The following is a 22141-nucleotide window of genomic DNA, read 5'->3' as shown; positions in this document are numbered from 1 at the left end:
GACGAGGGACGTTGCGAGCCGGATCAGGCGAGCTCAAGCGAGTGCTTGAAATAGGCGATGGTCTCCTTCAGTCCGTCCTCGAGCGCGACCTTCGGCTCCCAGTTCAGGACAGCCTTCGCCTTGGTGAGGTCGGGCTGGCGCTGGCGCGGATCGTCCTGCGGCAGCGGCTTGAACTCCAGCTTGGAGCGCGAGCCGGTGAGCTTGATGACCTTCTCGGCGAGCTCGCGGATGGTGAACTCGGAATTGTTGCCGAGGTTGATCGGGCCGGTGACGTCTTCCGCACTTACCATCAACCGCGTGATGGCCTCGACGAGGTCGTCGACATAGCAGAACGAGCGGGTCTGGCCACCGTCGCCGAACACGGTGATCGGCTCGCCCTTGAGCGCCTGGACGATGAAGGACGACACCACGCGACCGTCATTTGGCTGCATGCGCGGGCCGTATGTGTTGAAGATGCGCGCGACCTTGATCGGCAGGCCGTGCTGGCGCCAATAGTCGAAGAACAGCGTCTCGGCGCAGCGTTTGCCCTCGTCGTAGCAGGAGCGGATGCCGATCGGGTTGACGTTGCCCCAGTAATCCTCGGTCTGCGGATGGATCAGCGGATCGCCATAGACCTCGCTGGTGGAGGCCTGGAAGATGCGCGCCTTGAGCCGCTTGGCGAGCCCAAGCATATTGATGGCGCCGTGCACCGAGGTCTTGGTGGTCTGTACCGGATCGCGCTGGTAGTGGATCGGCGAGGCCGGGCAGGCCAGGTTGAAGATCGCGTCGACCTCGATGTAGAGCGGGAAGGTGACGTCGTGCCTGACCGCCTCGAACAGCGGATTTGCGATCAGATGGGCAATGTTGCGCCGGCTGCCGGTGAAATAGTTGTCCGCGGACACCACCTCGGCCCCGGTCTCGAGCAGTCGTTCGCAGAGGTGCGATCCGATGAACCCGGCTCCCCCGGTCACGAGGATGCGGCTGTTCTTGTAGTTTTCAAACGGCATGATCGGTTCCAGATTGTTCGCAAAGGGAGCGGCTGAGTGGTATCGGCAACGGCCGGACTCGCCAATAGCCAAATGCCTTGGATCGAGGTATCTAAACACCTCTACTGTGCATGGGTTGTTCTCGCACTTTTTAGGCTGGGCCTAGAACTCCCGTCGCTTCAACCAGGCCCGTGCCCCCCAATGGCCGAAGCACCAGGCCGATCGGGCCAGGGAGAGGTGCTCGACATTGCGGTAGATCTGCCAGACCCATTTGGCCGAGCGCACCGGGCGGCTGGAGACGGAGGAGCCCCTGACGCGGTAGCGCGCCAGATCCTCGTTGAGGCCGTAGGCGGTATGGCCGCGCTTGAGGATCGAGAGCCACAGGCAGAAATCGTCATAACCCTCGTTCTTCATCGCGATGGGGCCGGCGATCTCGCGGTCGACCATCGCGGTCAGCGTCGCGATCGCGGTGTTCTTCAGGAGCTGCCCATAGCTGAGCGCGGCCGGCACCTCGATCAACCGTCCGGTGACCGTGTTGGTCTCGTTGATGCGGCGGAAAGCGGTGTAGCTCAGCGCGGCCTGCTTCGCCTTCGCGAAGGCGAGCTGACGCTCCAGTTTCCCGGGCAGCCACAGATCGTCGCTGTCGAGGAACGCGAGATAGCGCCCCTGCGCCCGGTCGATTGCGGCCTGGCGGGCCAGCGCCGGCCCGCCGTTCTTCGCCTGCCGGATCAGCTTGACGCGAGGATCGCGCTCGCCGATGTCCGCGATGATCTGCGGTGTCCTATCGGTCGAGCAGTCGTCGGCGATCAGCAGCTCCCAATCGGAAAAGCTCTGGCTCTGCACCGAGCGGATGGTCTCCTCGATCAGGCCTTCGACGTTCCAGGATGGGGTGATGATCGAGACGAGCGGCATGACGGGGTCCGTTCAATTCGCGCGGGCAGCGGGCTCAGCGATCGCGGCGCACAACGAGGCCGCAAACGTGTCGAGCAGCCTGGGATCGCCGATATAGAGTTCGCCCGGATAAGAGCTGCGCCAGGCCGATTCGAAATAGGGAGCGCCCTTGGCTGGATCGAATGGCCCGGCGGAGAGCGCCTGGCGCAGCCTTGCGGGCACGTCAGCCAGCCGGTCGACCGCGTAGACCAGCGGGCAGGAGCGGTAGAACGCATCGCCCATCACCACGACCGGCTTGCCGAGCAGCAAGGCCTCGGCGCCCGACTTGCTGTTGACGGAGATGACCGCATCGGCGCGGTTGAGCACTGTGTAATTGTTGGTCTGCGGCGGCAGCAGCACGAAATTGTCGAAGCGGCGCGCCAGCTCGAACAGGCGATCGGCCGAGATCGCGCCGATCTGGGCGGGGTGTTCCTTCACCACCAGCACATGCGAGTCCGGGATCGTCCGCAGCAGGAAGTCGACCGTTGCGACCTGGTCGAGGTAGTCGGGTGAGCGCAGCGTCAGTGCCATGTCGGCGGGAACGTGGAATGGATAGTAGACGAAGGGCGCCCCGGGGATCGGCTTGTAGAGCTTGCGCAGCCGCGTCGCATTGAGCGCCATCGCCGCGTGCACGCGGGCGTGACGCAGATTGTGTCCGAACTCTTGATGCTTTCCGAGCGCGAACTGGTCCCACAGCTTTTCGGTGAGGCGGCGGGCGTTGCGCAGGTTCACGACCTTCTTGAAGGCCGCCGAATAATGATGCTGGTCCTTCTTGGGGATGACGATCGCCCGCTGCGTCAGCGTGTCGTCGAGATAGGCGCGCACCTCTGGCGACACGGCGTCCGCCGGTGTCGGCATCACGTCGGGTGCGGCGAGACTGTCGGGCGTGAAATACATCCGGCCACGAAAGAACGAGGGCTCGATGAACCAGTTGCGGATGTTGCGACGCCTGGCGGCGTAGAAGCTCGCGATGACGGAGAGGAAGCCGCCGAGCTCCTGAACCAGCTCGACGCGTTTGCCCTCAGCCTCGAGGCGGTCGAGCAGCGCCTCCATCGCGTTGGCATAGATCATGAACCGCCGGCGCAGCGCTGCGGTGTCGCGGATGCCGAACGTGAACCGCTCATGGCTGAACAGGAAATTGGTCCCGTCGAGCCCGTAGGCGGCAACGCGGGCGTCGAACGCGTCGCGGTCGTCGGGGGAGGGACCCGTCCTGAGGCCGTCGCGGTACATGTTGGTGACCGGCACGCCTTCGGCCGCCGACATTTCGGCGCTGCGATCGTCGAAGGCGAGCAGCTCGACATCGTTGCCTGCCGCACGCAGCCGCTGCGCGACCGGAATCCAGAACCGGGTCTGGTATTCGGCAAGCGTGGTGATGAGAATGGTCTTTGAGGGTGTGGCCATGAGTCTATCGGGTGGGGTCGATGGCAATGCTCGCGAGCGGCAAGCCTGTCGTCGCGCAGTGTGCGCGTCTTGTGGCGAATTGCGCCGGGCTCGCGCGGTCATGAGCTGCGATACGCTGCAGTAGGGTCCTGACGACGACCGGCTCGATGCGCTTGTCGCGCCGGGCCGGGTTGAACCGGCTGCGCAGCCGTTCCGTCACGGCCGATCCGAGCGCGGCGCTGGCAGCGCCCTTGACGATCTGGCCGACACTCGGCTTGTCGCGCGTGCCCTTCACGGTCGCCAGCAACGACACGTAAGGCCGGCGCGCACCCGCAGCGCGCGTCAGGACGTCAGCGACGCGTTCGGCGGCTTGCCCGTCGTTGAGATGGAAGAAGGCCTCGATATCGGCGGCATGAACGCGGGCGAAATCGAAGGTCTCGGTCTCGCGCTCGATATGGTCGATCGCGCCAAGCAGCTCTTCGAACGAGGCGACCGGTCGGCTCACGCGCGCGGGCAGCGCCGCATGGCCGGCGGTGGTCGGTGTGTTCAGATATTCGAGTTGGAGCGGAAGCTTTCCGAGCAGGACCGATTCGACGGCCGTGCCGCAGTTGAGATGAACGACGGCGGCCGCATTGCGGATGCGGTCGAGTACGCTGCCGGTGCCGTCGATCAGGACGTTGGCGTGGCGCGCCAGTGCGTTGCGATAGACCTCCTCGCTCTCGAAGGGATGCGGACGCACCAGAATGGTGCGGTCGGGCCGCGCTGCGGCAAGGCGGTCGATCTCGGCGAGGTAGTTGGCGAAGACCTGCTTCAGGTCCGCGATGAAGCGATCGACATAGCCGCCATCCCAACCGGCCCGCACCATCGCTTCGCGCTCGCCGCCCGGCTTGCCGGTGAAGCGTGAATTGACCAGCGGGAAGTTGGCGTTGACGAGCAGGTAGTCGCGCGGTTCGCCATCGAGCAGCGCGCGCCAGCGCGGCGCAGCAAAGTCGAAGCGCGGGCATCCGGTGAGGTGAAGCTGCTCCGGCTTCATGGTTCCGGCCGCGAGGAAGGCCTCGTGCAGCCGACTGCCCCAGAAGAAATAACCCGCCAGGATGTCGGCGTAGCCGCTGCCCTTGACGTGCGCGGCCATTGCCGGCGGCGAGTTGCCGCCCTTTTCCGCGAGCACGCCGCCTTCGGTGTCGAGCACGTAGAGCGCGAGCCCGTCCCTCGCAAAGCTGCGCATGAGATCGAGGTTGACGGGACGCGCGTAGTTGACGACCAGCGCGTCGAGCCCGAGCCGAGGAACGTCGACGGCCTGCTCGTACATCGGCACCAGCACGACGGAGACGCCGCGCCGCGCAAGCTGATAACCGAGCATGACCGCACCCGGCAAGTCACGCTTGGGGTGATCGACCACCAGGCCTATACGCAAGATGTGAGCTCCCGGCAGGTCCGTATCAGAGCCGCATCACGGTGCGCTCGAGATCCGTCAGGGCGCCAACAGCGCGGAAGCGCGCCGGCGGTTCGGGATAGATGCGCGGCTGCTGGATGTAGGTCGCCGTGTACAGCAGGCGGCTGTGATCGGACTGGATCCGGCTTCCCATGTGCAGGCAGCGAGCTGTGTTGACGATGAAGCACGACAGGCGGGGCGCGATCATCTCCTTGACCGCGTTGGGGCCGGTCTTGGCGAACACCTGCGCGTCGCTCATGTGGCTCTTCAGCGTGTTGCGGAAGGCCTTCGACGGTCTGGCCGGAATGAAGGTGAACGGACCGTCGGCCGTGTCGCTCACATCGGTCAGGTAGATGAAGAGCTTGCAGACGCGCTTGTCGTCGTGATCGAGATGCCAGAGCTGGGAATAGCTCAGCGCCCGGTTCGGGGTCGGCTGGGACAGTGTCAGCACCACATCCGACAATTGCGGCAGGTCGTGCATGAAGTCGCCGATGATGCGCAGCGCGGCCGGCTGCAGTGCGTTGCGCACGAAGGGATGGTCGGTCGCAAAGGCGCCGTTGACGAGATCCTCGTCCAGCAGGCTGACCCAGAACGATTTGTGTCCTTCCTTCTGCCGGCCGACGAGCTCGTTGAGGCGCTGCACCTTGCCGTCGGCAAACGAGGCGACGGCTTCCGCGAGGCTGCGGTCGACCAGCGCGGTCACGTCGACATAACCGTCCTCGCCGAGCTTGCGGCTGGCCTCGGTCCATTCGGGCTTCGTCGGCAGCTGCCTGAGCAGCGCGACACGCTTGGCGCGGGCCGGCAATTGCAGGCAGGTCAGAGCCGCCTTGATCGCCCATCCGAGGTCGGTGCGGTTGACGTGCCACAGCAGGCGGCGGAACTGGCTGATCTTCGCCTTCTTCGGGGCAGGCCGATCAGCCGTCGTGTCGACGGTCGTCATGTGGGCTCCCAGCAATACAAAAAACCATCATTGTGGATCGTCGGCGCGAACGGCATGCGTTCACGCGCCAAGATGCGGACGCGACCCTGTCGCTCGTAATCATCGAGCGTCGAGAACAGCTGCGTCTGGTAGTCGACCGAAAGGATGTAGAGGAAGCTGACGATATCTCGCGGACTTGCGAGGTTCAGCAGCTCCGTCGTCGGCTCGATGTTGATGACGCGTTTCGGCTTCGCGGCAATGATGTTGTCCACCACCTTGTGCACGTCATAAGGAATCTGCTCGATGCAGAAATAGGTGAAAACGACCTGATCCCTGATCGCTGCGTAGTTCGGGTCGCTGCCGTCGGTCAAGTCGATCCTGTCGAGCGATATCCGGTCCGACAGGCCATAATGCGCTGCGATCTCGCGGCCTGCGGCGATGCCGTTCGGGGCGATGTCGAACCCGTGCAGCCGCCAGTCGGGATGGTTGAGGTGAAGCGACAGCAGATTGATGCCGCAGCCCGCGCCGAGCTCGACGATCTCCGTGGCACCGCCCGCGTGTCGCGCGAGCAGTTCGCCGAGGGCCTTGGCGCGGTAGCGATAATAGTCGTCGGCCGCGACCCGGCAGATCTCGTTGTCGACCTTACGAAGCCCGCGGGCGGGATTCTTCGGGACCAGGAACTCGTCGATGCTTGCGGCCTTAGTCCAGTTCTTTTCCGACAGCGTTCGCTGCCAGTGCAACAGATTGTACTCGGAATCGACGACATCGGCCGTGCGTTTCACGCGGCGCATCGCGAGACGGCCGAGGCTCCTTGCCGCATCGAGCGCGTAGGTCGTCGCCTTGTCCGACAGCGATGCCGGAGCGAAACCCGTAGTGGCGGCTTTCGTGTCTGTCGCGTGGATGTTCATTCAACCGCTTTTGGATGTCAGTCCCATCAGTAGCCCAACGGCTGGAAATACAGTCCGGTGCCGTTTTTCAAGCACGAGGAAGTATTGGAGCGTCCAGGTAATCAGGCAGAAAACCATGGAACCGAGCGCGAGCTTTAGCACGCTGTCGAGCCGAATGTAACCTGCAATTGTTGCTAGAAAAGCGCTGGCCAGGACAAGGATTACGAGCTGGGTTCCGATCACCCTTGCGAAGCTCTTGCGGTCGAGTTCGAGGGCATCGCGCAACGCTACCAGCTGCAAGGGCAGGATGGCGATACTGCCGATGACCTGGCCCAGGATCAGGGCGCGTTCCGCGAACAGATGCAATGTCGCGGCAGAGACCACAGCCCAGATCAGAAGCTGAATGGCGACCAGCCTGTTGAGCTTGGCCTGCACCTCGGGCCGCGTCAGGAAGATCAGGCTGCCGATCGCCACATATTGCGTGCAGATCGGAACCAGGAAGCTCAGGCCCATCCAGAACGCGTAGGGGGCAAGAAGGGGGCCGATCCAGATGTCCATGATCTCAGGCGAGAGAATCGCGGTGGCGGCAAGCGGCGGCACCACGAACATCGGCATCATGACGAGGCCGAGGTCGCCGAGACGCTGGAATGACGCTGCGCTGCCGCGCTCGTCGAGCCGGCTGGCAACGGGAAGCAAAGCGGATGTCAGGAGGCCGACGACAACTTTGGAGACCCGCGACAATCGCATCAGCGCGTCGTAGGTGCCGACGGCTTTGGGCCCGAACAGCACTCCGATCAGGAAGGGTTGAAGCGGCCCGGAAATGCCGCCCATCAGCTTGCCTTGCAGAAGCAGCAGGCAGCGATGCAGAACATCCCGTCGGATGTCCGGGGTCCATGGCAGCAATCGCACGTGCTTGTGCCGCAGGGCGACGAAGGCGGCAATTCCAATGACGACGGCGCGGGCGACCAGCGTGGCGAGATAGATGTAGGCGACCACTTCAAAGCCTGCCGCCGCCCACGAGGCCGCGAATGTCAGACCGACATAGGCCGTCGTCGACGAGACCTCCGCGACGCGGAGCAGGTTGTACCGCTCGAAGCCTTTGACAATACCTTCCCACACCAGCGCCGGAACGAAGATGAGATTCGCGAGGGCCGTGTAGTGCATGATCTGGGTGAACGTCTCGAGGTGCGCGGCGTCAACCTTCATCACCATGACGAAGAGGGGCGTCGCGAGCCAGATGGCGGCGCTCAGGATCAAGGCGAGAGCGATGGAGGCCGCTCCCAAAAAGGCGATCTGGCGGCTGGCCCGCGTCCAATTGCGGTGCTCGCGCGCGCGCGCGACGACCTGGGTGGCGACCTCGGACAGACCGAGGTCCAGCACCGCCATCATGCCGCTAGGAAGCAGCAGCCGCGAGATGACGATGAGGCCGAACTCGGTCACCCCCCAGGTTCCGATGATCAGCGGAATGACCGCGAGGCCCAGCAAGGCGGCCACGCCGAAGGCAAGCGCCGAAATCACCGTGTTCTGGATCAGGCGCTTGATCATTGGTGTTTTGTTACCAGGCGCTTAGTCCGCCGTCGACGGCGATGTTCTGCCCAGTCACGTAGGAGGCAGCATCGGAGACCAGGAACAGCATGGTCCCGACCATCTCGTCGGCACGGGCCATGCGGCCAAGCGGAATACGGGCACCATAGCGCGCCTTGAAGGTCTCGTTTTGCCCGCTCTCCACCCCGCCGGGGGTGAGGGTATTGACGCGAACGCCCTTGCTCGCCCAGTAGGTCGCCAAGTGTTTCGTGAGGCCGATGACACCGGCCTTCGAGGCGGTATAGACCGCCGGCGTGTTGATGGCGCGGCCGAGATATTCGGAGCCTTCGTAGATGCGCTGATCGGGGGCCATCAGTCCGTAGATCGAGGCGGTCTGTACGATGGCGCCGTAGCCGCGTTCGGCCATCCGGCCGCCGAACACCTGCGCGACGTTGAACATGCCGTCGAGATTGACAGCCATGATCTCGCGCCAGGTCTCCTGCGAGAATTTCTCGACGGGCGCGAAGAAGGCGTCGACGTCGCGGGTCTTGCTGGCCGCGTTGTTGAGCAGGATCGAGACCGGTCCGAGGTCGGCCTCGATCGCATCGGCTGTGTTGCGCACCGCTTCAGGGCTGGTGATGTCGCAACCGTAGCCTCTGGCGCGGACGGCATGGCGGGAGGCGATTTCGGCTGCCGCGGCATCGGTTGCGGCCTGATCCAGATCGACAATCCCAACCTTGGCGCCGAACTCGGCAAGGCCCTCGGCAAAGCGACGACCGAGAATGCCGCACCCACCGGTAACGACGGCAGTGCGGCCGGTCAGATCGAACAGAGCCTTGAAGCTCGTGGTCATCGCTTGTGCCTCCTCAGGCCGCCAGTCGTTGGCGGAGCAACAGTTCCACCAACGTAAAATCGAGATCGGAATCGATGTCGATCGAACGCTCTTCCGGCATTTCGAGCAGACGTGTGTCCGGGTAGAATACCGCAGGCCGCTCCAGGAATGGCGCGACGCGCCAAACATAGATCGACGCGTTCATGTCGAAGCAGCGCGGCGCATCCTGCCGGCGCGTGATCGGAGGATCGGCAGATTTGGACAGGCCGACGCTGCCATCGGCACGCTGCTCGACAAGGTTGAAATAGGGCGACCGTCGCGCCGGCGACCCGGTAATGACATTGCGCGCGCCGCTCTCGCGCAGCAGTGCCACCGCACCGGTGATGTCGGAGGCGAGCCTGAGCGGCGAGGTTACGTCGAGATCGACGAAGATCTCGGGCGTCGTGCCCATTTGCGCGATGGCCTGCTCGAGACAATGGCGGATCGCCGGCAGCTTTGGCGCGGTATCGGTCGCCATCTCGTCGGGGCGCCTGACCGCGATGTCGGCGCCAGCCTTCAGCGCCGCCCCGAGCAGGGCGTCCGAATCGCTGCTGAAGGCGATCGCATCGAACAGGCCGGTCTCTCGCGCCTGCGCGATGCTCCACGCGAGCACCGGCCTGCCCAGGAGATCGCGCGCGTTCTTGCCGACCACCCCTTTCGAGCCGCCTCGCGCGCAGATGGTGCAGACGAGACTCATGGCGATATCCAGGACTTGGTGCGCAGCGCGCGCTCGCTGGCGTCGATCAGGTGCACGACGCCGAGGGCCTCGGGCAGCGAGCAGACCGGGCTCGCGCCGCGCATCGCCGCGACATGCATGTCGCGATAGCTCTGGTCGCGTTCGCTGGGAATCTCCGTTGCCTTGCCGTTGACCGTGAGACGGCTGCCGACGAGATCGGCCTCGATGGTATCGTCGTCGACATTGACGCGAATGCGGCGGATGCCCTGGCGATCGAGATAGTCCATGTGGACGTGCACCGATGGCGCCAGCTGCATGTCGAGCAGCAGGTCGAGATGGTCGTCGACGTCGATGTCGCGAGCGCCGGAGGAGCCGCCGAGCGCTGCGACGCGATGCCATGGCCCGAACAGCCACAAAAGATAGTCCAGTTCGTGGCTGAGATCCCGCAGCACGCCGCCTCCGGCATCGGCCGTGGCGGATGCGGTCGCACGGTGATCGCGGCCCGGCCGCCAGTCCCTGATGTCCTGGCCGACATAGGCGTCGACCGTGATCACGTCGTGCCCGCTCAGTCTTTCCGCCAGCGCCGTCATCACGGGGTGAAAGCGCAGATTGTATCCAACGCTGACACGGGCGAAGGGATATTTCGGGGCCGGAGCCGGTGTTGCGAATAGCGGCTTTTCGACGAGGACCCTGCCAAGGAACCCGGTCTGCGCGAGCTCTTGCAGATTGTCCGCATGACGCGCAGTCTCGGTAGCGATCACGACGTAGTCCGGATGCGCCGCCGCGACGGCCTGCGCGATCGACCCGTAGTCGCCGCCTTCGCGCCGGCTGACAGTCGTGACCCGAAGTCCGAGCTCGCGCAGGACCCGCGCATGCCTTGCGCCAATCGAGCCGAGGCCAACCACGACGGCGGTTGTTGAGGTCACGGGAAGACCTCGTGAAACTCTGCATGCGCCTGCTCGAAATCCTCCAGGCGGCCGATGTCGAGCCAGTATTCACGAATGGGATAGACGGCGACGCGTCCCTTATCGGCGATCACCCGCTCCAGCACGGTCGGCATATCGATGCTGACGCCGGGGGCGACATGGCGGAAGACCGAGCTTCCAATCACGTAAATGCCGGCACTGACGAACCAGCTCTCGGTCGGCTTCTCGCGAATGGTCTGGAGAAAGCCCTCCGACGTGGAAACCACGCCATAGGGGACGTGCACCTTGTGCTCGCGAACGGCCATCGTCGCTTCCGCCGGCGTTCCGTTGTGGAAGTCGAGAAGCGCTCCATAGTTGATCGTGGTGAGGATGTCGCCGTTGGTGACGATCATCGGCAGATCCGGCGGTGTCGAAAAGAGCCCGAGCGCGCCGGCGGTACCGAGGCGTTCGGTCTCGTGCACGTACTGGATCTTGGCACCGAAGGCGGCGCCATCGGCAAAGTAGTCTTTGATCGTCTGAGCCTTGTAGTTGACCGAAATGAAGATGTTGGCAAACCCCTGCTGCACCACGTTGCGGACGATCGTCTCCAGCAGTGGTCGGCCGCCGACATTGAGCATCGGCTTCGGCACGTCGCGCGTCAGCGCACCCAGGCGCTCGCCGAGGCCGCCGGCCATGATCAGCACAGGATTAGGATAGTGACGAGGTTCGAGCAGCTCATCGAGCGTCTCGACCACGACCAGATGGCCGCCCTCGTCGACAAGCGGGAGCTGCTTGATCGACCTCTGCCGCATCAGCTGCAGGCGATCCTCGCGCGGCAAGGTCGCAGGGGCAGACACCGGCGTCCGGTTCATGATGTCGGTCGCAAGTCCGGTGAGAGGAATGCCGCGCAGCAGCCCGCGCCTCACGTCGCCGTCGGTGACCACGCCCAGCAGGCGATTGTGGTCGTCGAGCACCAGCGCAACCTGGATGCTTCCGCTCTCGATCGCGGCGATGGCCTCGCCCACAGTCGCCTGGGTACCGACGACGGCTTTGCGCCAGGATTTCATGGCAATTTGCCTCGTATACGCCAGATATTGGGGGCGGCCCACGGCTGAGCCTGCTATATCGCGGCTGCGAGAGGCGGCGTCAACCCCGCCAGGGGCCCGGGCGTTGACCTTGTTAATACCCGTGTTTTCCGGCCAGGCCCCGTCGGTTTGAAGTACCGCAGCCCCGTCGCTAAGATTGGTCTGTGCAGGGGAAATGCGATGGACGATCTCATCATCATCGGTGGCGGCGAGCATGCCTTCATGGTCTATGAGGCCGCTCTCTTGTCGGGCCAGTTCAACGTCGTCGGTTTCCTCGATCGCCAGCCGGGTACGCTGGGCAATGCGCGCTACCTCGGAACCGATGACGTTGCGCCCAACTATCCGGATGCCGCCTTCGTGGTCGGGATCGGAACGATGCAGGCGGGGCCCGCGCGCCGGCAATTGATCGGCCGGCTGCAGCTCAAGCGCTGGGCGTCGGTGATCCATCCGCACGCGTTCGTCTCGCCTTCGGCAACGATCGGCGCGGGCAGCGTCATCATGCCGGGTGCCATCGTCAATGCACGCAGCATGATCGGCCATCACTGCATCATCAATTCGGGCGCGGTCGTCGAGCACGATGTGCGAGTTGGGCACTGCACGCATCTGTCTCCCGGAACCGTAGTCGGCGGCGGTGCAGAGATCGGCGACAACTCCTTTGTGGGGCTCGGCAGTCGGGTCCGCGATCACATTTCCATTGGCAATGATACGCTGGTGGCGATGGGTTCCGTCGTTACGGCTTCATGGCCGCCCGGGTCCGTGCTGCGCGGGGTCCCTGCCAAGCCCCGTCGTTAAACCGGGTCGTCCGGGTCAAGCGCCTGCGGCGCCGCCGTTCCGATCAATGACCAATAATCGATCGGTGGCCGTCCGGTGCCCGGCCGCTTGGCCGTGATGTCGGCCGGTCCGATGATCTCGCCGGCCCTCAGCGCGCGCGCCGCCACGATGCTCTTGCGCGCCACCGGGACGTTCCTGATTTCGGATTCCTTCGGCGTCTTCACGCCGTCGCCGAGCGCGGTCTCGACATTGCGGATAGCGCCGACCATGCGCTTGAAATCGTCCGGCTCGAGTGAGGCTGCGTGGTCGGGGCCGGGCGCATTGCGATCCAGCGTCAGGTGTTTTTCGACGATGGTCGCGCCGAGCGCGACCGCGGCTACCGAAATCTCGAACCCATCGGTGTGATCGGAATAACCCACCGGAAGCTGGAACGCCGATCGGATCGTCGCCATCGCGGCGAGGTTCACATCGGCGATGGGGCAGGGATATTCGGTCGTACAATGAAGCAGGCTGACGTGCCGCGCCACCGCGGCGCGTGCCGCCCGATCGCGCCATGCTGCGCGGAACGAGGCGACGCCTGCAGGATCCCCGCGATGCGCATAGCCATGGGCCAATACACCCAGCGCTTCCTCAACCTCGCCGAGCGTTGCCATGCCGGTCGACAGGATCAGCATGGCGCCGCCTCTCGCCGCTGCATGGAGCAGCGGCGCATTGGTGAGGTCGCCCGAACCAATCTTGAGGCGCGACAATTTCAGAGACAAAAGGAAGTCGAGCGAAGCATTATCGAACGGCGTCGACAGAAACTCGATCCCGCGCTCCTTGGCGCGCGCGATCAGGATCTCATGCGCAGCCTGCGGCAGCTCAAGACGTTCGAGCATGGCTAGCTGGCTCTCGCCGGCATCGGTGGTGCGCTGCTGATAGTCGGCCTTCTTCGCCGCGCCGCCCGCCAACGCCTTTGCATTGAAGGTCTGGAACTTGACGATGTCGGCTCCGGCATCGGCTGCCGCATCGACCAGGGCCAGCGCCTTTTCCAGGCTGCCGTCGTGATTGACCCCGGCTTCCGCGATGATCAGCGTGTGCGTCGTCATGGCCGCGCTCCGCTTGCGGGAAGTTCGTAAAAGCCCTTGGCCAGAAGCCGCCTGAAATCGGGGATGGCGGCGACAATGTCGGCAAATCGCCGGCTGGATTCACCGTCGCCGTAGGGGTTGACGGTGGCTTCGCGGCCACGCTGGAGTCCTGCCGAGATCGCGGCGGCAATTGCGCCACGTTCGGGCGCTGCATGAAACACCGAGGCTGCGCGCTCACGCCCCTTCTGACGGTCGCCGATATCCACCGTGGGAACGCCGAAGGAGGGTGCTTCGAGCACGCCGCTCGAGGAGTTGCCGATCACCACGTCGACTTGGCTCATCAGGCTGAGGTAGCGGAGCTGCCCGAGCGAGGCGACCGCGATCGTGTTCGGCCGGCGCGCCGCGAAGGCCTTGGTCCGATCGTTCAGCGCGCGCCCTTCGGCATCGGCATTGGCAAGCGTGAAGACAAGACGGAAGACGGGATCGAGTGTCGACAGGGCAGCAAACAACTCATCCAACTCAGCCACCGACCGCCCGGCTTCGACCGTGACGGGGTGAAACGTGATGAGTGCATTGCGTTCGCCGAGCGGCATCCCGATCGCGTCGCCTATGTCGTCGCGGTTCATCAGATCGAGATGCTTGATGGCGTCGATGCCGACCGAGCCGATGGTATGGATGCGGGACGGGTGCTCGCCAAGCTGCATCAATCGCCGCGTCGAGCCATGATTGCTGGTGAAATGCAGATGCGCCATCTTGCTGATCGCGTGGCGCGTGGATTCGTCGACCGCGCCTTCGGTGACGTCTCCGCCGAACAGATGCGCCATCGGCAGTCGCATGAACATCGCGGCCTGCGCGGCCGCGAACATCTCAAAGCGGTCGCCGAGCACGACCACGAGATCTGGCTGCAAACGCGTGAAGGCGTCGGCAAAGCCGATCACGCCGAGTCCGACCGATTTGGCGACGCCGGCGCCGCTGTCGGTGCTCAGCAGCGTCTCGATGCGCTCGTCGACCTCAAACCCCTCCTCGCGGATGGCGTTGAAGGTGTAGCCGAATTCCGGCGCGAGATGCATGCCGGTGGCGATGAGCTGAAGCGTGAGGCCTGGCGTCTGACGGATTGCGCGCATCGGCCAGACCAGCAGGCCGAAATCGGCCCGGCTTCCGGTGACGAAGCAAATTTTTCGTGCGCGACTACTCATCGCGGGGCCTGATGCTGGCGCTGCTGGGCAGGTTGATCAGCCGGCGTTCTATGGATTCCGCGGTGGAAAGATCGCCGCGGGGGCTTTGCGCGAACATCGGCAGCCTGTGCATCAACGTCCAGGCCGGGCGCGCGCCGAAGCCGGCCTCGTTCAGTGCCGTGAGCACGTCGTCGCGCCGCTCGGCATGCGCCTCGTCGAGCAGGACCGCGTTCAGCCAGTAATTGCTGGTCGTGCCCGCGGGCTCGCGCGAGAACCGCACGCCGGGCACGCCGGCAAAGACACGCTCATAGGCGGCTGCCAGCTGGCGCTTGCTCGCCAGGAAGCCATCGAGCTGCTCGAGCTGCGCGCAGCCGAGCGCGGCGTTCAGGTTGGGCAGGCGATAGTTGAAGCCGATCTCGTCGTGCACGAAGGCCCATTTGTGCGGCAGCTTCGCGGTCGTGGTGAGATGCTTCGCGCGTCGTCCCAGTTCCTCGTCATTGGTGAGGATGGCGCCGCCGCCGCCGGTGGTGACGATCTTGTTGCCGTTGAAGCTCAGCGCCGCGAGCCGCGCCTGCGATCCGACGGCGTGACCCTTGTAGGTCGAGCCGAGCGATTCCGCGGCATCCTCCACCAGCGCGATGCCCCACTCGTGGGCTATCGCCGCGATCTCGTCGAGTGCGACGGGGTGCCCGAACGTGTGCATCGGCGAGATCGCCGCGATGCGGCGTCCGGTCTCGCGGTTGATGGTGCCCGTCGCGGTCCTCTGCGCGATCGCATCGAGCCGCACCGCGAGTGCGCGCGCGTCCATGCCGAGCGTTTCGAGCGAGCTGTCGACGAAATGCGGTGTTGCGCCGCAATAAGCGATGGCGTTCGTCGTCGCGATGAAGGTCAGCGCTGGCGAGATGACCTCGTCGCCGGGCTCGACGCCGGCAAGCCTGAAGCAGGCATGCAACGCGGCCGTACCATTAACGACGGCGACCGCGCGTTTGGCGCCGGTGACCTGCTCCAGCATACGCTCGAACCGATCGACAAAGGGACCGACCGAGGAAACGAAGGTGCTCTTGATGCACTCTTCGAGGTAGGCGATCTCGTTTCCGGCGAACACCGGTTCGTGCAGGCCGAGCACGCCGTTCGGCGTTCCCACCGCGCGCCGCACGGCGTCGACGATCGTCTCCAGCTTGAAGTCTGAGCTGGCCACGACACTGTCCACCATCACCTCAGACATTGTAGACGTCAGCCTTGTAGCGGTTGAGGTTTGCGGGATTAGTGAACCAGTTGACGGTCTTGACCATGCCGCGACGCATGCCCTCGACACCGCCGAATTCAGGGCTCCAACCGAGCTGCTGGCGTGCCTTGGAATTGTCGGCCCAGAGCCGCTCGACCTCGCTGTTGGCCGGACGGAGGCGCGTCTCGTCGGTCTCGATTTCGATCGTGGTCGCCATGACGTCGGCGATCATCTCGACGGTGGCGCCGACCGAGATCTCGAAGCCGCTGCCGAGATTGATGGTCTGGCCGACGCATTGCTCGGCCGGCGCGGTAAGTCCTGCGATGAGGCCGCGCGCGGTATCGGTGACGAAGGAGAAGTCCCGCGTCGGACTGACGGCGCCGAGACGGATCTTGCGCTTGCCAGTCGCGATCTGGCTGATGATGGTCGGGATCACCGCGCGCGCCGACTGCCGGGGGCCGAAGGTGTTGAACGGGCGGATCACGACAACCGGCATGTCGAACGAGGCATGGAACGACAGCGCCATCTGGTCGGATGCGATCTTCGAGGCCGAGTAGGGTGACTGGCCAACCAGCGGATGGTTCTCCTTGATCGGGACGATCTGCGCCGTGCCGTAGACCTCGCTGGTCGAGGTCTGCACGAATCGACGCACGCCCGCCATGCGCGCTGCCTGGAGCACGTTCACTGTGCCCTTCACATTGGTGTCGACATAGGAGTCGGGCGCGACGTAGGAGAAGGGAATCGCGATCAGCGCCGCCAGGTGCAGCACGTCGGTGCAGCCGCTGGCGGTTGCGATCATGAAGTGCGGATCGCGGATATCGCCGGCGACCACCTCCACGGACTTCATGATGTCAGCGGGAACCGTGTCCAACCAGCCCCAGGAATTGAAGGAGTTGTAGTAGACGATCGCCTTGACGCGTGCCCCGGCCTTCACCAGCTCCTCGACGACATGCGAACCGATGAAGCCGTCGCTGCCGGTAACGAGGACGCGGGCGTCCCTTAGATCTGCCATGCCGGACCCCAGAAGGCGATTAAGCCTGTGTTCGCAACAAGATGGCGCTATAGCACACTGGCGGTCGCGCGCAACAGAGCAGCGCCAGAAAGCTGCCAAATGCCCGGGGATGCAGCGGTTTTCGTGACGCGCGCCTAGGCCTGGCCAGCCGGGATGAGGCGCTGTCTCACGAAGGTCTCCAGGTTGCCGCCCTCGAACAAGTGGCCCGCGAGGCCGGCCGCACGAGCGGCTTCGATGTCGCTCGGCTTGTCGCCGATCACCAAGCTGCGCGTCATGTCGACCGGAAAGCGCTGTGCGAGATCGATGATCATGCCCGGCGCCGGCTTGCGCCGGTCGCTCGGGCGGCAATAGCGCGCGACGGTTCCTTCGGGGTGATCGGGGCAATATTCGAATGCATCGACATGCGCGCCAATCAGCGCCATCTGGTCCGCCATCCAGCGGTGCAGCGCGACCACGTGATGCTCCTCGTAGTAGCCGCGTGCGACTCCGGACTGATTGGTGATGACGAAGGCAAAATAGCCGGCGTCGTTGACGGCCTTCACGGCCTCGCGTGCGCCCTCGATCCATTCGAGCCTGTGCGTCTCGAAAGTGTATCCCGAATCATGGTTGAGCACGCCGTCGCGATCGAAAAACACCGCCGGCCGTCGCAGCTTGTCCCGCAATTCGCGGTCCGCGCGTGCAAAGTCGTCGGGAATGCCGATGTCGATGAAGTAACCGCGATAGGCCGTGCCGCGCAGTGCGCTGAACTTGGTCAGGCCAGGAAATACGTCCTGCTCGAGCGAGGCGGGAAGCATTGTGATGTCGGCAAGAACGGACTTGTCGATGACGTAGATGCCGGCATTGACCGGTCCAGTAGCACCCACACCCGGGGCGATGAAGTCACGCACTACGTCACCGTCGAGGACGACGCGTCCATAGCGGTCCCCGACGACGCCGTCGCGCAGTGCCATGTGAACGCGCCCCCCTTGGGCGCGCATGATCAGGTCGAGCAGGTTGAAATCGAACAGGGAATCGCCGTTGAGCAACAGGAACCGGTCATGCAGAAGGTCGCGCGCATGCACGAGCGCACCGCCGGTGCCGAGCGGCTCGGGCTCGCGCGACACGATGATTCGCGTCGATCCCCTGGCGGCCGCGGCGTAGTGCCTCTCGACGATCTCCGCCTTGTGGCCCGCAAGCAGAAGTATTTCATCGAACACGCCGTAGCGTACGAGTTCGTCGAGCAGCGTGTCGAGAAACGGCCGGCCGCCAACATCGAGCATCGGCTTCGGCACGGTTTTGGTGCGTTCGCCGAGGCGGGTGCCGAGTCCCCCGACGAGGACGACAGCCTGTCTCAGCATGACGGCTCTTCCCATCGGCACCTTAGTCGAAGGCGAGCAGCTAATGTCTGTCTCAAGGTTCTGGCTCTCGTTGGATCGAGCTGTGGTGGCCGGATCGTCTCCCAACGTCGGTCGATCCTCGATAAACGCTTGGCGAACGCGACACTGAGTGACAAAGACCCCGCACCAACGCCCGTCAATGGCAAGCTGCCCGCTGCGACAGGAACTGTTGCGGGCTCTGTTTACGCTTGGCGGCGCCCGGAGGCAACGAGCAAGGGAGTAGGCGAGGATTCTCTTGTCGAACGAACCGGCCGGGCGAAGCGCAGGCGGGCGATCATACGAGGGTCGATCATCGAGAGCCTCCTGGCCATGGGCCGATTGATCAACCAGAGATAGCTCAGTATGATAGTGACCGGGTTCCCCATCCGTATTGTGGGGGTTGCCGGGGGACAAGAGTCACATGCCGATGGCCGAGCGTACACCGCGAGCTCCAGCGTTTCTGCAGCTCGCGAGATGGTTCCGTGTTGCTGTCCGAGCAGCGCGGAAGCATTGGGTCCTTTCGCTCATGATCGGGGCGATCTTGTTGGCTGCTCTTGGCTCTCTTGCCGTCGGCCGGAAGGTGGAATCCTGGACCGCGACCTCGACGATCGCGATTGGTACCGTGCCCGCCCTTCAAAGTATTCTCGGGCTGGCTGGGGCAGGAGTTGAACCCATGGAGAGTGCCCGTGATCTGGTGATGCGAATCGGAGCGGTCCAATTTCAGAGCACTGTTCTGGCCGATGCTCGCAAGGCGCTTCCCGACTCGCGTGGGGCGTTCGGTGGAGCCTCACTGCGCGGGATCGTTATTGGCGATTCGTCGATCCGCCTGGAGGCGAGCGCCGCCTCGAAGGAGGAGGCGGCGACCCTGCTTCAACAGGCTGTTCTTGCGATCCAGGCCGCACACCAGAGATTATTCGAGCCGAGGATGGAGTTGTTGCATTCGGTGCGCGCGCGCCTGCAAGATGCGAGAGCGCTGCTCAACGATGCATTGAGGAAGAACAGTATGGACTTCGCGCCGGTTCGGCCGGACGGGGGTTCCATCGGGGCTGCCTTCGTGGAGAGTCCAGGGGCTTCGGTCGACAGGATGCTCAACATTGATACGCGCATTGCTCTCCTGGCTTATATCGAACGCACCGTGAGGATGACGGGGCCGCAGGATGGCTTGTCTCCCGCGACGGAAGGGCCGAGGGAAGTCAATCTCGTGCAAAGAGCCATCCTGGCGGGCTTGGGCATTCTGCTTTTCATCGGTCTTTTGACCTTCTTTCTGAGGCGGCCGGCGCGTCTGGGCTAGGACTTCGGCAATGACCCTTCTGGCTGGAGCCTCCATACTCCTCTTCTTCGTCTGGCTGGGGCTATTCAGGTCGGCGGTCCTCATTTGTCTTGCCTTCCTTTTGTTTACCTTCGCATGGCGGACGATCTCGTCGCTCTATGTCGACCTCACGGGGCCCGTATTCTCGTCCCAGCTTCAGATGTTCATTGGACCCGGCGTCATGACGGTGTTCCAGTCGATTGCTTATTTTCTGACGCTTCTTCCCTTCCTCTGGGTCTTCAATTCGAGGGCGCTCGATGAATGGGCACGGGAGGCTCCAACTCCCGGACTGCCTGCGTCCCAATCTCAACTGACCCTTTCGGACGTCACGTTCTACGCGTCCGTCCTCTTCTTGATCTTGCTTTTCGGTGCCCTGATTCAGGGAGGTGTCATTCCGTTGTTTGCCAAGATCGAGCGTTGGACCTTCAACGAACAGGCCAGCTTCCTCCATCGCCTGGTGGTCGAGCGAGGGGACATGCTCTGCTTCTGGTGGGGGACCATGTTTGTGGCCGAGCGATTGCGACGCCAGCGATACGATTACCGCTTCGTGGGTTTGCTGGCCGTCCTCACCTTCTACATGTTTCTCGCAGGCGGGCGCTTCTCGCCGTTCTACCGATATTGTGCGTTCTTTGTCATACCGTTTTCCGCGGTGCTGATCGTTCAGGCGCGAGATCTCGGGAGCGCAAGTTTGTTCAACTTGCTGCCCCGGATTAGCGACCGCCGCATCGTGCTGGCCGGCACCGGCGTCATTGTGCTGACGGCCACGATGATTGCATTCGCACTCTATTGGAATCTGACCAGAGTCCGAGGGTTCGAAGGTCAGGCGGCGCTGGATGCTTTTGTCGAGCGCGTTCTGGTGCAGCCCTCGGAGATAGGATGGGCGTCCTATCAACGCGTTCTGGTCAACGGAGATTGGGACGCGCGCCACGTCTTCGATTTCCTGTTCGACCGCCCCATCGTTGCGGGACGGAATACGACCCCGCAGCTTCTGATGTCCGAAACCATTGGTGAGCCGCGGACGACGGAACACATCACAGGCGGTTTTCAGTTCGCGGGCGGGTTCCCCGAAATTTTCTTCGAACTGCTTGGTCCCTATTTCGGCTGGATCTTCCTGCTGGGGGCCGGTTGGCTCACTGCGCTCCTCTCAGCTGTTATGATCCGGTCAATCATCGTCGAACGATATCTGACGGCGGCTCTATCTTTCTACGTGCTGTACGGCATCTACGTGATGTACATCGGCGGCATGCTGAACTTTGTCGCGACGCCGACATATTGGGTGAAGATTGCTGCGCTGTTTGCGGCAATCATTATCGAGGAGCGGGCGCCCATTCTTCCGTGGGTGCTGGCCGACAGGCCTCGATTGTTTCGCCGCTTTGTGGTGCGACGTCCGCAACTGCCCTGACACAGCCCGCAATTCTGCCAAGCAACGAGCAAACGGCGATCTTCAGTTTCGGTTCGATGGATCGGCCGGACGGCCGATGATCAGGGAGCCAAGCGTGAACAGATCCTCTTCGGAGAAGCCTCTGAAGCATGGTGCCAATCGTTCCAGAATATGCCGCTCCGGCGGCCGGCGGTCGGGCTGATCGCTGAGTAGCTCGAACCCGGCCTCTCTAAATAGTTTCAGATATTCGCTGTGGCGCAAACGATTGACGTACTGGAAGCGCGACTGGAAGGGCGCCCAATCCTCCTCGGAATAGGTCAGAAAGTTGAACGAGCTGATGGACGGATCGAAGCCTTTGAAGTGGTCGCCATAGTCGATCTGCATGAGGACCAGTCCATCAGGACGCATGATGCGTCGCAGCTCCTTCAAGATCGCCGCGATGTCATCCTTGGGAATGTGTTCGAGCGTTTCGACGGAGACCGCGCAGTCGATCGAACCGGCCGGCAGGCCTGTCGTCCGGGCATCGGCTGGCGCACGATACTCGATCCTCCAGGAACGTTCGAGGTCGTCAAGGGAATTGATATCGGGGTGGCTGTTGCCGCTGAGTCTGGAAATGATGGCGGCATTGGAGCGGATCAGCTCCAGCTTGGCCAAGCGCGCGATGTCGACCGTGATGAAGCGCTGCGCTCCATGCGCGCTGAAGGCGAGCGGAATGATCAGATCGCGCCCGGTGCCAAACTCGAAGCAGGTCGAATCCCGTAGCGGCCTTAGACTGTAAGCTTGGTGAACGCCCAGCAGCCGCTGCGCGAGCGTGTAGACGGATTTAACCTGCTTCTCGGGCCGCGGCAGCCGTCGTGTGACGTAGCGCTGCAGGGCGTAGTGGATGTCTTCGCCAAAGGGGATGTTCGACAGCACCGAGAACGCTCGCGCCTTTGTCTGCCAGCGCACCTCAGTGATTCCTCAGTTGAATGGACGTCGTGGTTGGCGTGGTACTGACGAACGGTCGGCGAAGCATGGTGGACGTCCAGGATGGGCCCTGATCCGGCTGTTCAGGCGGGTGCCAAATCGCATGGCCAGCTTTGCTTATATGGGAGCCGCAGGCGCAACGCAAGGTTGCGGGGTGGGCTTGGGAGCGAGTCCGACCGAGGTCGAAGTGCCTCTTCCGGCTACGTCGCGGCCGCAGAGACAGGTTGCCCTCCAAGCTGCTGACGTGCTCGTGGCGAGCCGTGTCTTCGGAACAGCTCGGCGTGGCGCCATTCCCGGTTAATTCCA

Annotated in this window: 20 protein-coding genes; 3 read left to right on the top strand and 17 right to left on the bottom strand. The window is 63.7% G+C overall.

Features of this window, described 5'->3' with window-relative positions; translation table 11 throughout:
- Positions 1 to 23 precede the first annotated feature (23 nt).
- The 11 genes from H1B27_RS17905 to H1B27_RS17855 all read right to left on the bottom strand — a co-directional run bounded on the left by H1B27_RS17905 (position 24) and on the right by H1B27_RS17855 (position 11556).
- Entirely contained in the window at positions 24 to 986 is a 963-nt protein-coding gene (locus H1B27_RS17905; RefSeq protein ID WP_197966946.1) for a UDP-glucuronic acid decarboxylase family protein, read from the bottom strand.
- A 141-nt stretch (positions 987 to 1127) separates the two neighbouring features.
- Positions 1128 to 1877: a glycosyltransferase family 2 protein gene (locus H1B27_RS17900; RefSeq protein ID WP_197966945.1), complete on the bottom strand. Its 750-nt coding sequence runs from the start codon at positions 1875 to 1877 to the stop codon at positions 1128 to 1130.
- Between the two features lie 12 nt (positions 1878 to 1889).
- Complete coding sequence (locus H1B27_RS17895) at positions 1890 to 3296, bottom strand: capsular polysaccharide export protein, LipB/KpsS family (RefSeq protein WP_197966944.1); 1407 nt, start codon at positions 3294 to 3296, stop codon at positions 1890 to 1892.
- A gap of 4 nt (positions 3297 to 3300) precedes the next feature.
- Positions 3301 to 4689 (bottom strand): surface carbohydrate biosynthesis protein, encoded by a 1389-nt coding sequence (locus H1B27_RS17890; RefSeq protein ID WP_197966943.1) that lies wholly within the window; start codon positions 4687 to 4689, stop codon positions 3301 to 3303.
- A gap of 25 nt (positions 4690 to 4714) precedes the next feature.
- Entirely contained in the window at positions 4715 to 5647 is a 933-nt protein-coding gene (locus H1B27_RS17885; protein ID WP_197966942.1) for a hypothetical protein, read from the bottom strand.
- On the bottom strand, positions 5644 to 6534 hold the full coding sequence (locus H1B27_RS17880; RefSeq protein ID WP_197966941.1) for a class I SAM-dependent methyltransferase: 891 nt from the start codon (positions 6532 to 6534) through the stop codon (positions 5644 to 5646). The genes H1B27_RS17885 and H1B27_RS17880 overlap by 4 nt, the downstream gene beginning before the upstream one ends.
- The gene (locus tag H1B27_RS17875) at positions 6535 to 8058 is read right to left on the bottom strand and encodes an MATE family efflux transporter (RefSeq protein WP_197966940.1); all 1524 of its coding nucleotides are present in this window, start codon (positions 8056 to 8058) and stop codon (positions 6535 to 6537) included. It abuts the gene before it with no gap.
- Positions 8059 to 8068: 10 nt separating this feature from the next.
- On the bottom strand, positions 8069 to 8890 hold the full coding sequence (locus H1B27_RS17870) for an SDR family oxidoreductase (RefSeq protein WP_197966939.1): 822 nt from the start codon (positions 8888 to 8890) through the stop codon (positions 8069 to 8071).
- Between the two features lie 13 nt (positions 8891 to 8903).
- Entirely contained in the window at positions 8904 to 9605 is a 702-nt protein-coding gene (locus H1B27_RS17865) for an acylneuraminate cytidylyltransferase family protein (protein ID WP_197966938.1), read from the bottom strand.
- Positions 9602 to 10510, bottom strand: a complete 909-nt coding sequence (locus H1B27_RS17860; RefSeq protein WP_197966937.1) for a Gfo/Idh/MocA family protein — start codon at positions 10508 to 10510, stop codon at positions 9602 to 9604. Before H1B27_RS17860 ends, H1B27_RS17865 begins: the two co-directional genes overlap by 4 nt.
- A complete protein-coding gene (locus H1B27_RS17855; RefSeq protein ID WP_197966936.1) occupies positions 10507 to 11556 on the bottom strand; it encodes a nucleotidyltransferase family protein in 1050 nt (349 codons plus the stop codon). Before H1B27_RS17855 ends, H1B27_RS17860 begins: the two co-directional genes overlap by 4 nt.
- A 198-nt stretch (positions 11557 to 11754) precedes the next feature.
- Between H1B27_RS17855 and H1B27_RS17850 the strand changes: the two genes are divergently transcribed.
- Complete coding sequence (locus tag H1B27_RS17850) at positions 11755 to 12366, top strand: acetyltransferase (RefSeq protein ID WP_197966935.1); 612 nt, start codon at positions 11755 to 11757, stop codon at positions 12364 to 12366.
- On the opposite strand, the gene neuB is transcribed toward H1B27_RS17850, so the two are convergent.
- The 5 genes from neuB to H1B27_RS17825 form a co-directional block, all read right to left on the bottom strand.
- Complete coding sequence (gene neuB, locus H1B27_RS17845; RefSeq protein ID WP_197966934.1) at positions 12363 to 13433, bottom strand: N-acetylneuraminate synthase; 1071 nt, start codon at positions 13431 to 13433, stop codon at positions 12363 to 12365. The genes H1B27_RS17850 and neuB overlap by 4 nt on opposite strands.
- Positions 13430 to 14608: a UDP-N-acetylglucosamine 2-epimerase gene (gene neuC, locus H1B27_RS17840; protein WP_197966933.1), complete on the bottom strand. Its 1179-nt coding sequence runs from the start codon at positions 14606 to 14608 to the stop codon at positions 13430 to 13432. The genes neuB and neuC overlap by 4 nt, the downstream gene beginning before the upstream one ends.
- A complete protein-coding gene (locus H1B27_RS17835) occupies positions 14601 to 15785 on the bottom strand; it encodes a LegC family aminotransferase (RefSeq protein ID WP_311976956.1) in 1185 nt (394 codons plus the stop codon). Before H1B27_RS17835 ends, neuC begins: the two co-directional genes overlap by 8 nt.
- 19 nt (positions 15786 to 15804) lie before the next feature.
- The gene (locus H1B27_RS17830; protein WP_197966931.1) at positions 15805 to 16824 is read right to left on the bottom strand and encodes an NAD-dependent 4,6-dehydratase LegB; all 1020 of its coding nucleotides are present in this window, start codon (positions 16822 to 16824) and stop codon (positions 15805 to 15807) included.
- A gap of 134 nt (positions 16825 to 16958) precedes the next feature.
- Entirely contained in the window at positions 16959 to 18161 is a 1203-nt protein-coding gene (locus tag H1B27_RS17825) for an HAD-IIIA family hydrolase (RefSeq protein WP_197966930.1), read from the bottom strand.
- A 544-nt stretch (positions 18162 to 18705) separates the two neighbouring features.
- On the opposite strand from H1B27_RS17825, the gene H1B27_RS17820 reads away from it, so the two are divergent.
- Both H1B27_RS17820 and H1B27_RS17815 read left to right on the top strand, forming a co-directional pair.
- A complete protein-coding gene (locus H1B27_RS17820; protein ID WP_197966929.1) occupies positions 18706 to 19470 on the top strand; it encodes a hypothetical protein in 765 nt (254 codons plus the stop codon).
- A gap of 10 nt (positions 19471 to 19480) precedes the next feature.
- A complete protein-coding gene (locus H1B27_RS17815) occupies positions 19481 to 20890 on the top strand; it encodes a DUF6418 domain-containing protein (RefSeq protein WP_197966928.1) in 1410 nt (469 codons plus the stop codon).
- A gap of 42 nt (positions 20891 to 20932) precedes the next feature.
- On the opposite strand, the gene H1B27_RS17810 is transcribed toward H1B27_RS17815, so the two are convergent.
- Positions 20933 to 21784: a class I SAM-dependent methyltransferase gene (locus H1B27_RS17810; protein ID WP_197966927.1), complete on the bottom strand. Its 852-nt coding sequence runs from the start codon at positions 21782 to 21784 to the stop codon at positions 20933 to 20935.
- Positions 21785 to 22141 lie beyond the last annotated feature (357 nt).

This window comes from Bradyrhizobium diversitatis (assembly GCF_016031635.1).
GTDB classification, from domain to species: domain Bacteria; phylum Pseudomonadota; class Alphaproteobacteria; order Rhizobiales; family Xanthobacteraceae; genus Bradyrhizobium; species Bradyrhizobium diversitatis.
The sequence above is the reverse complement of the archived record's forward strand: the minus strand, read 5'-3'. Positions and strand labels throughout refer to the sequence as shown.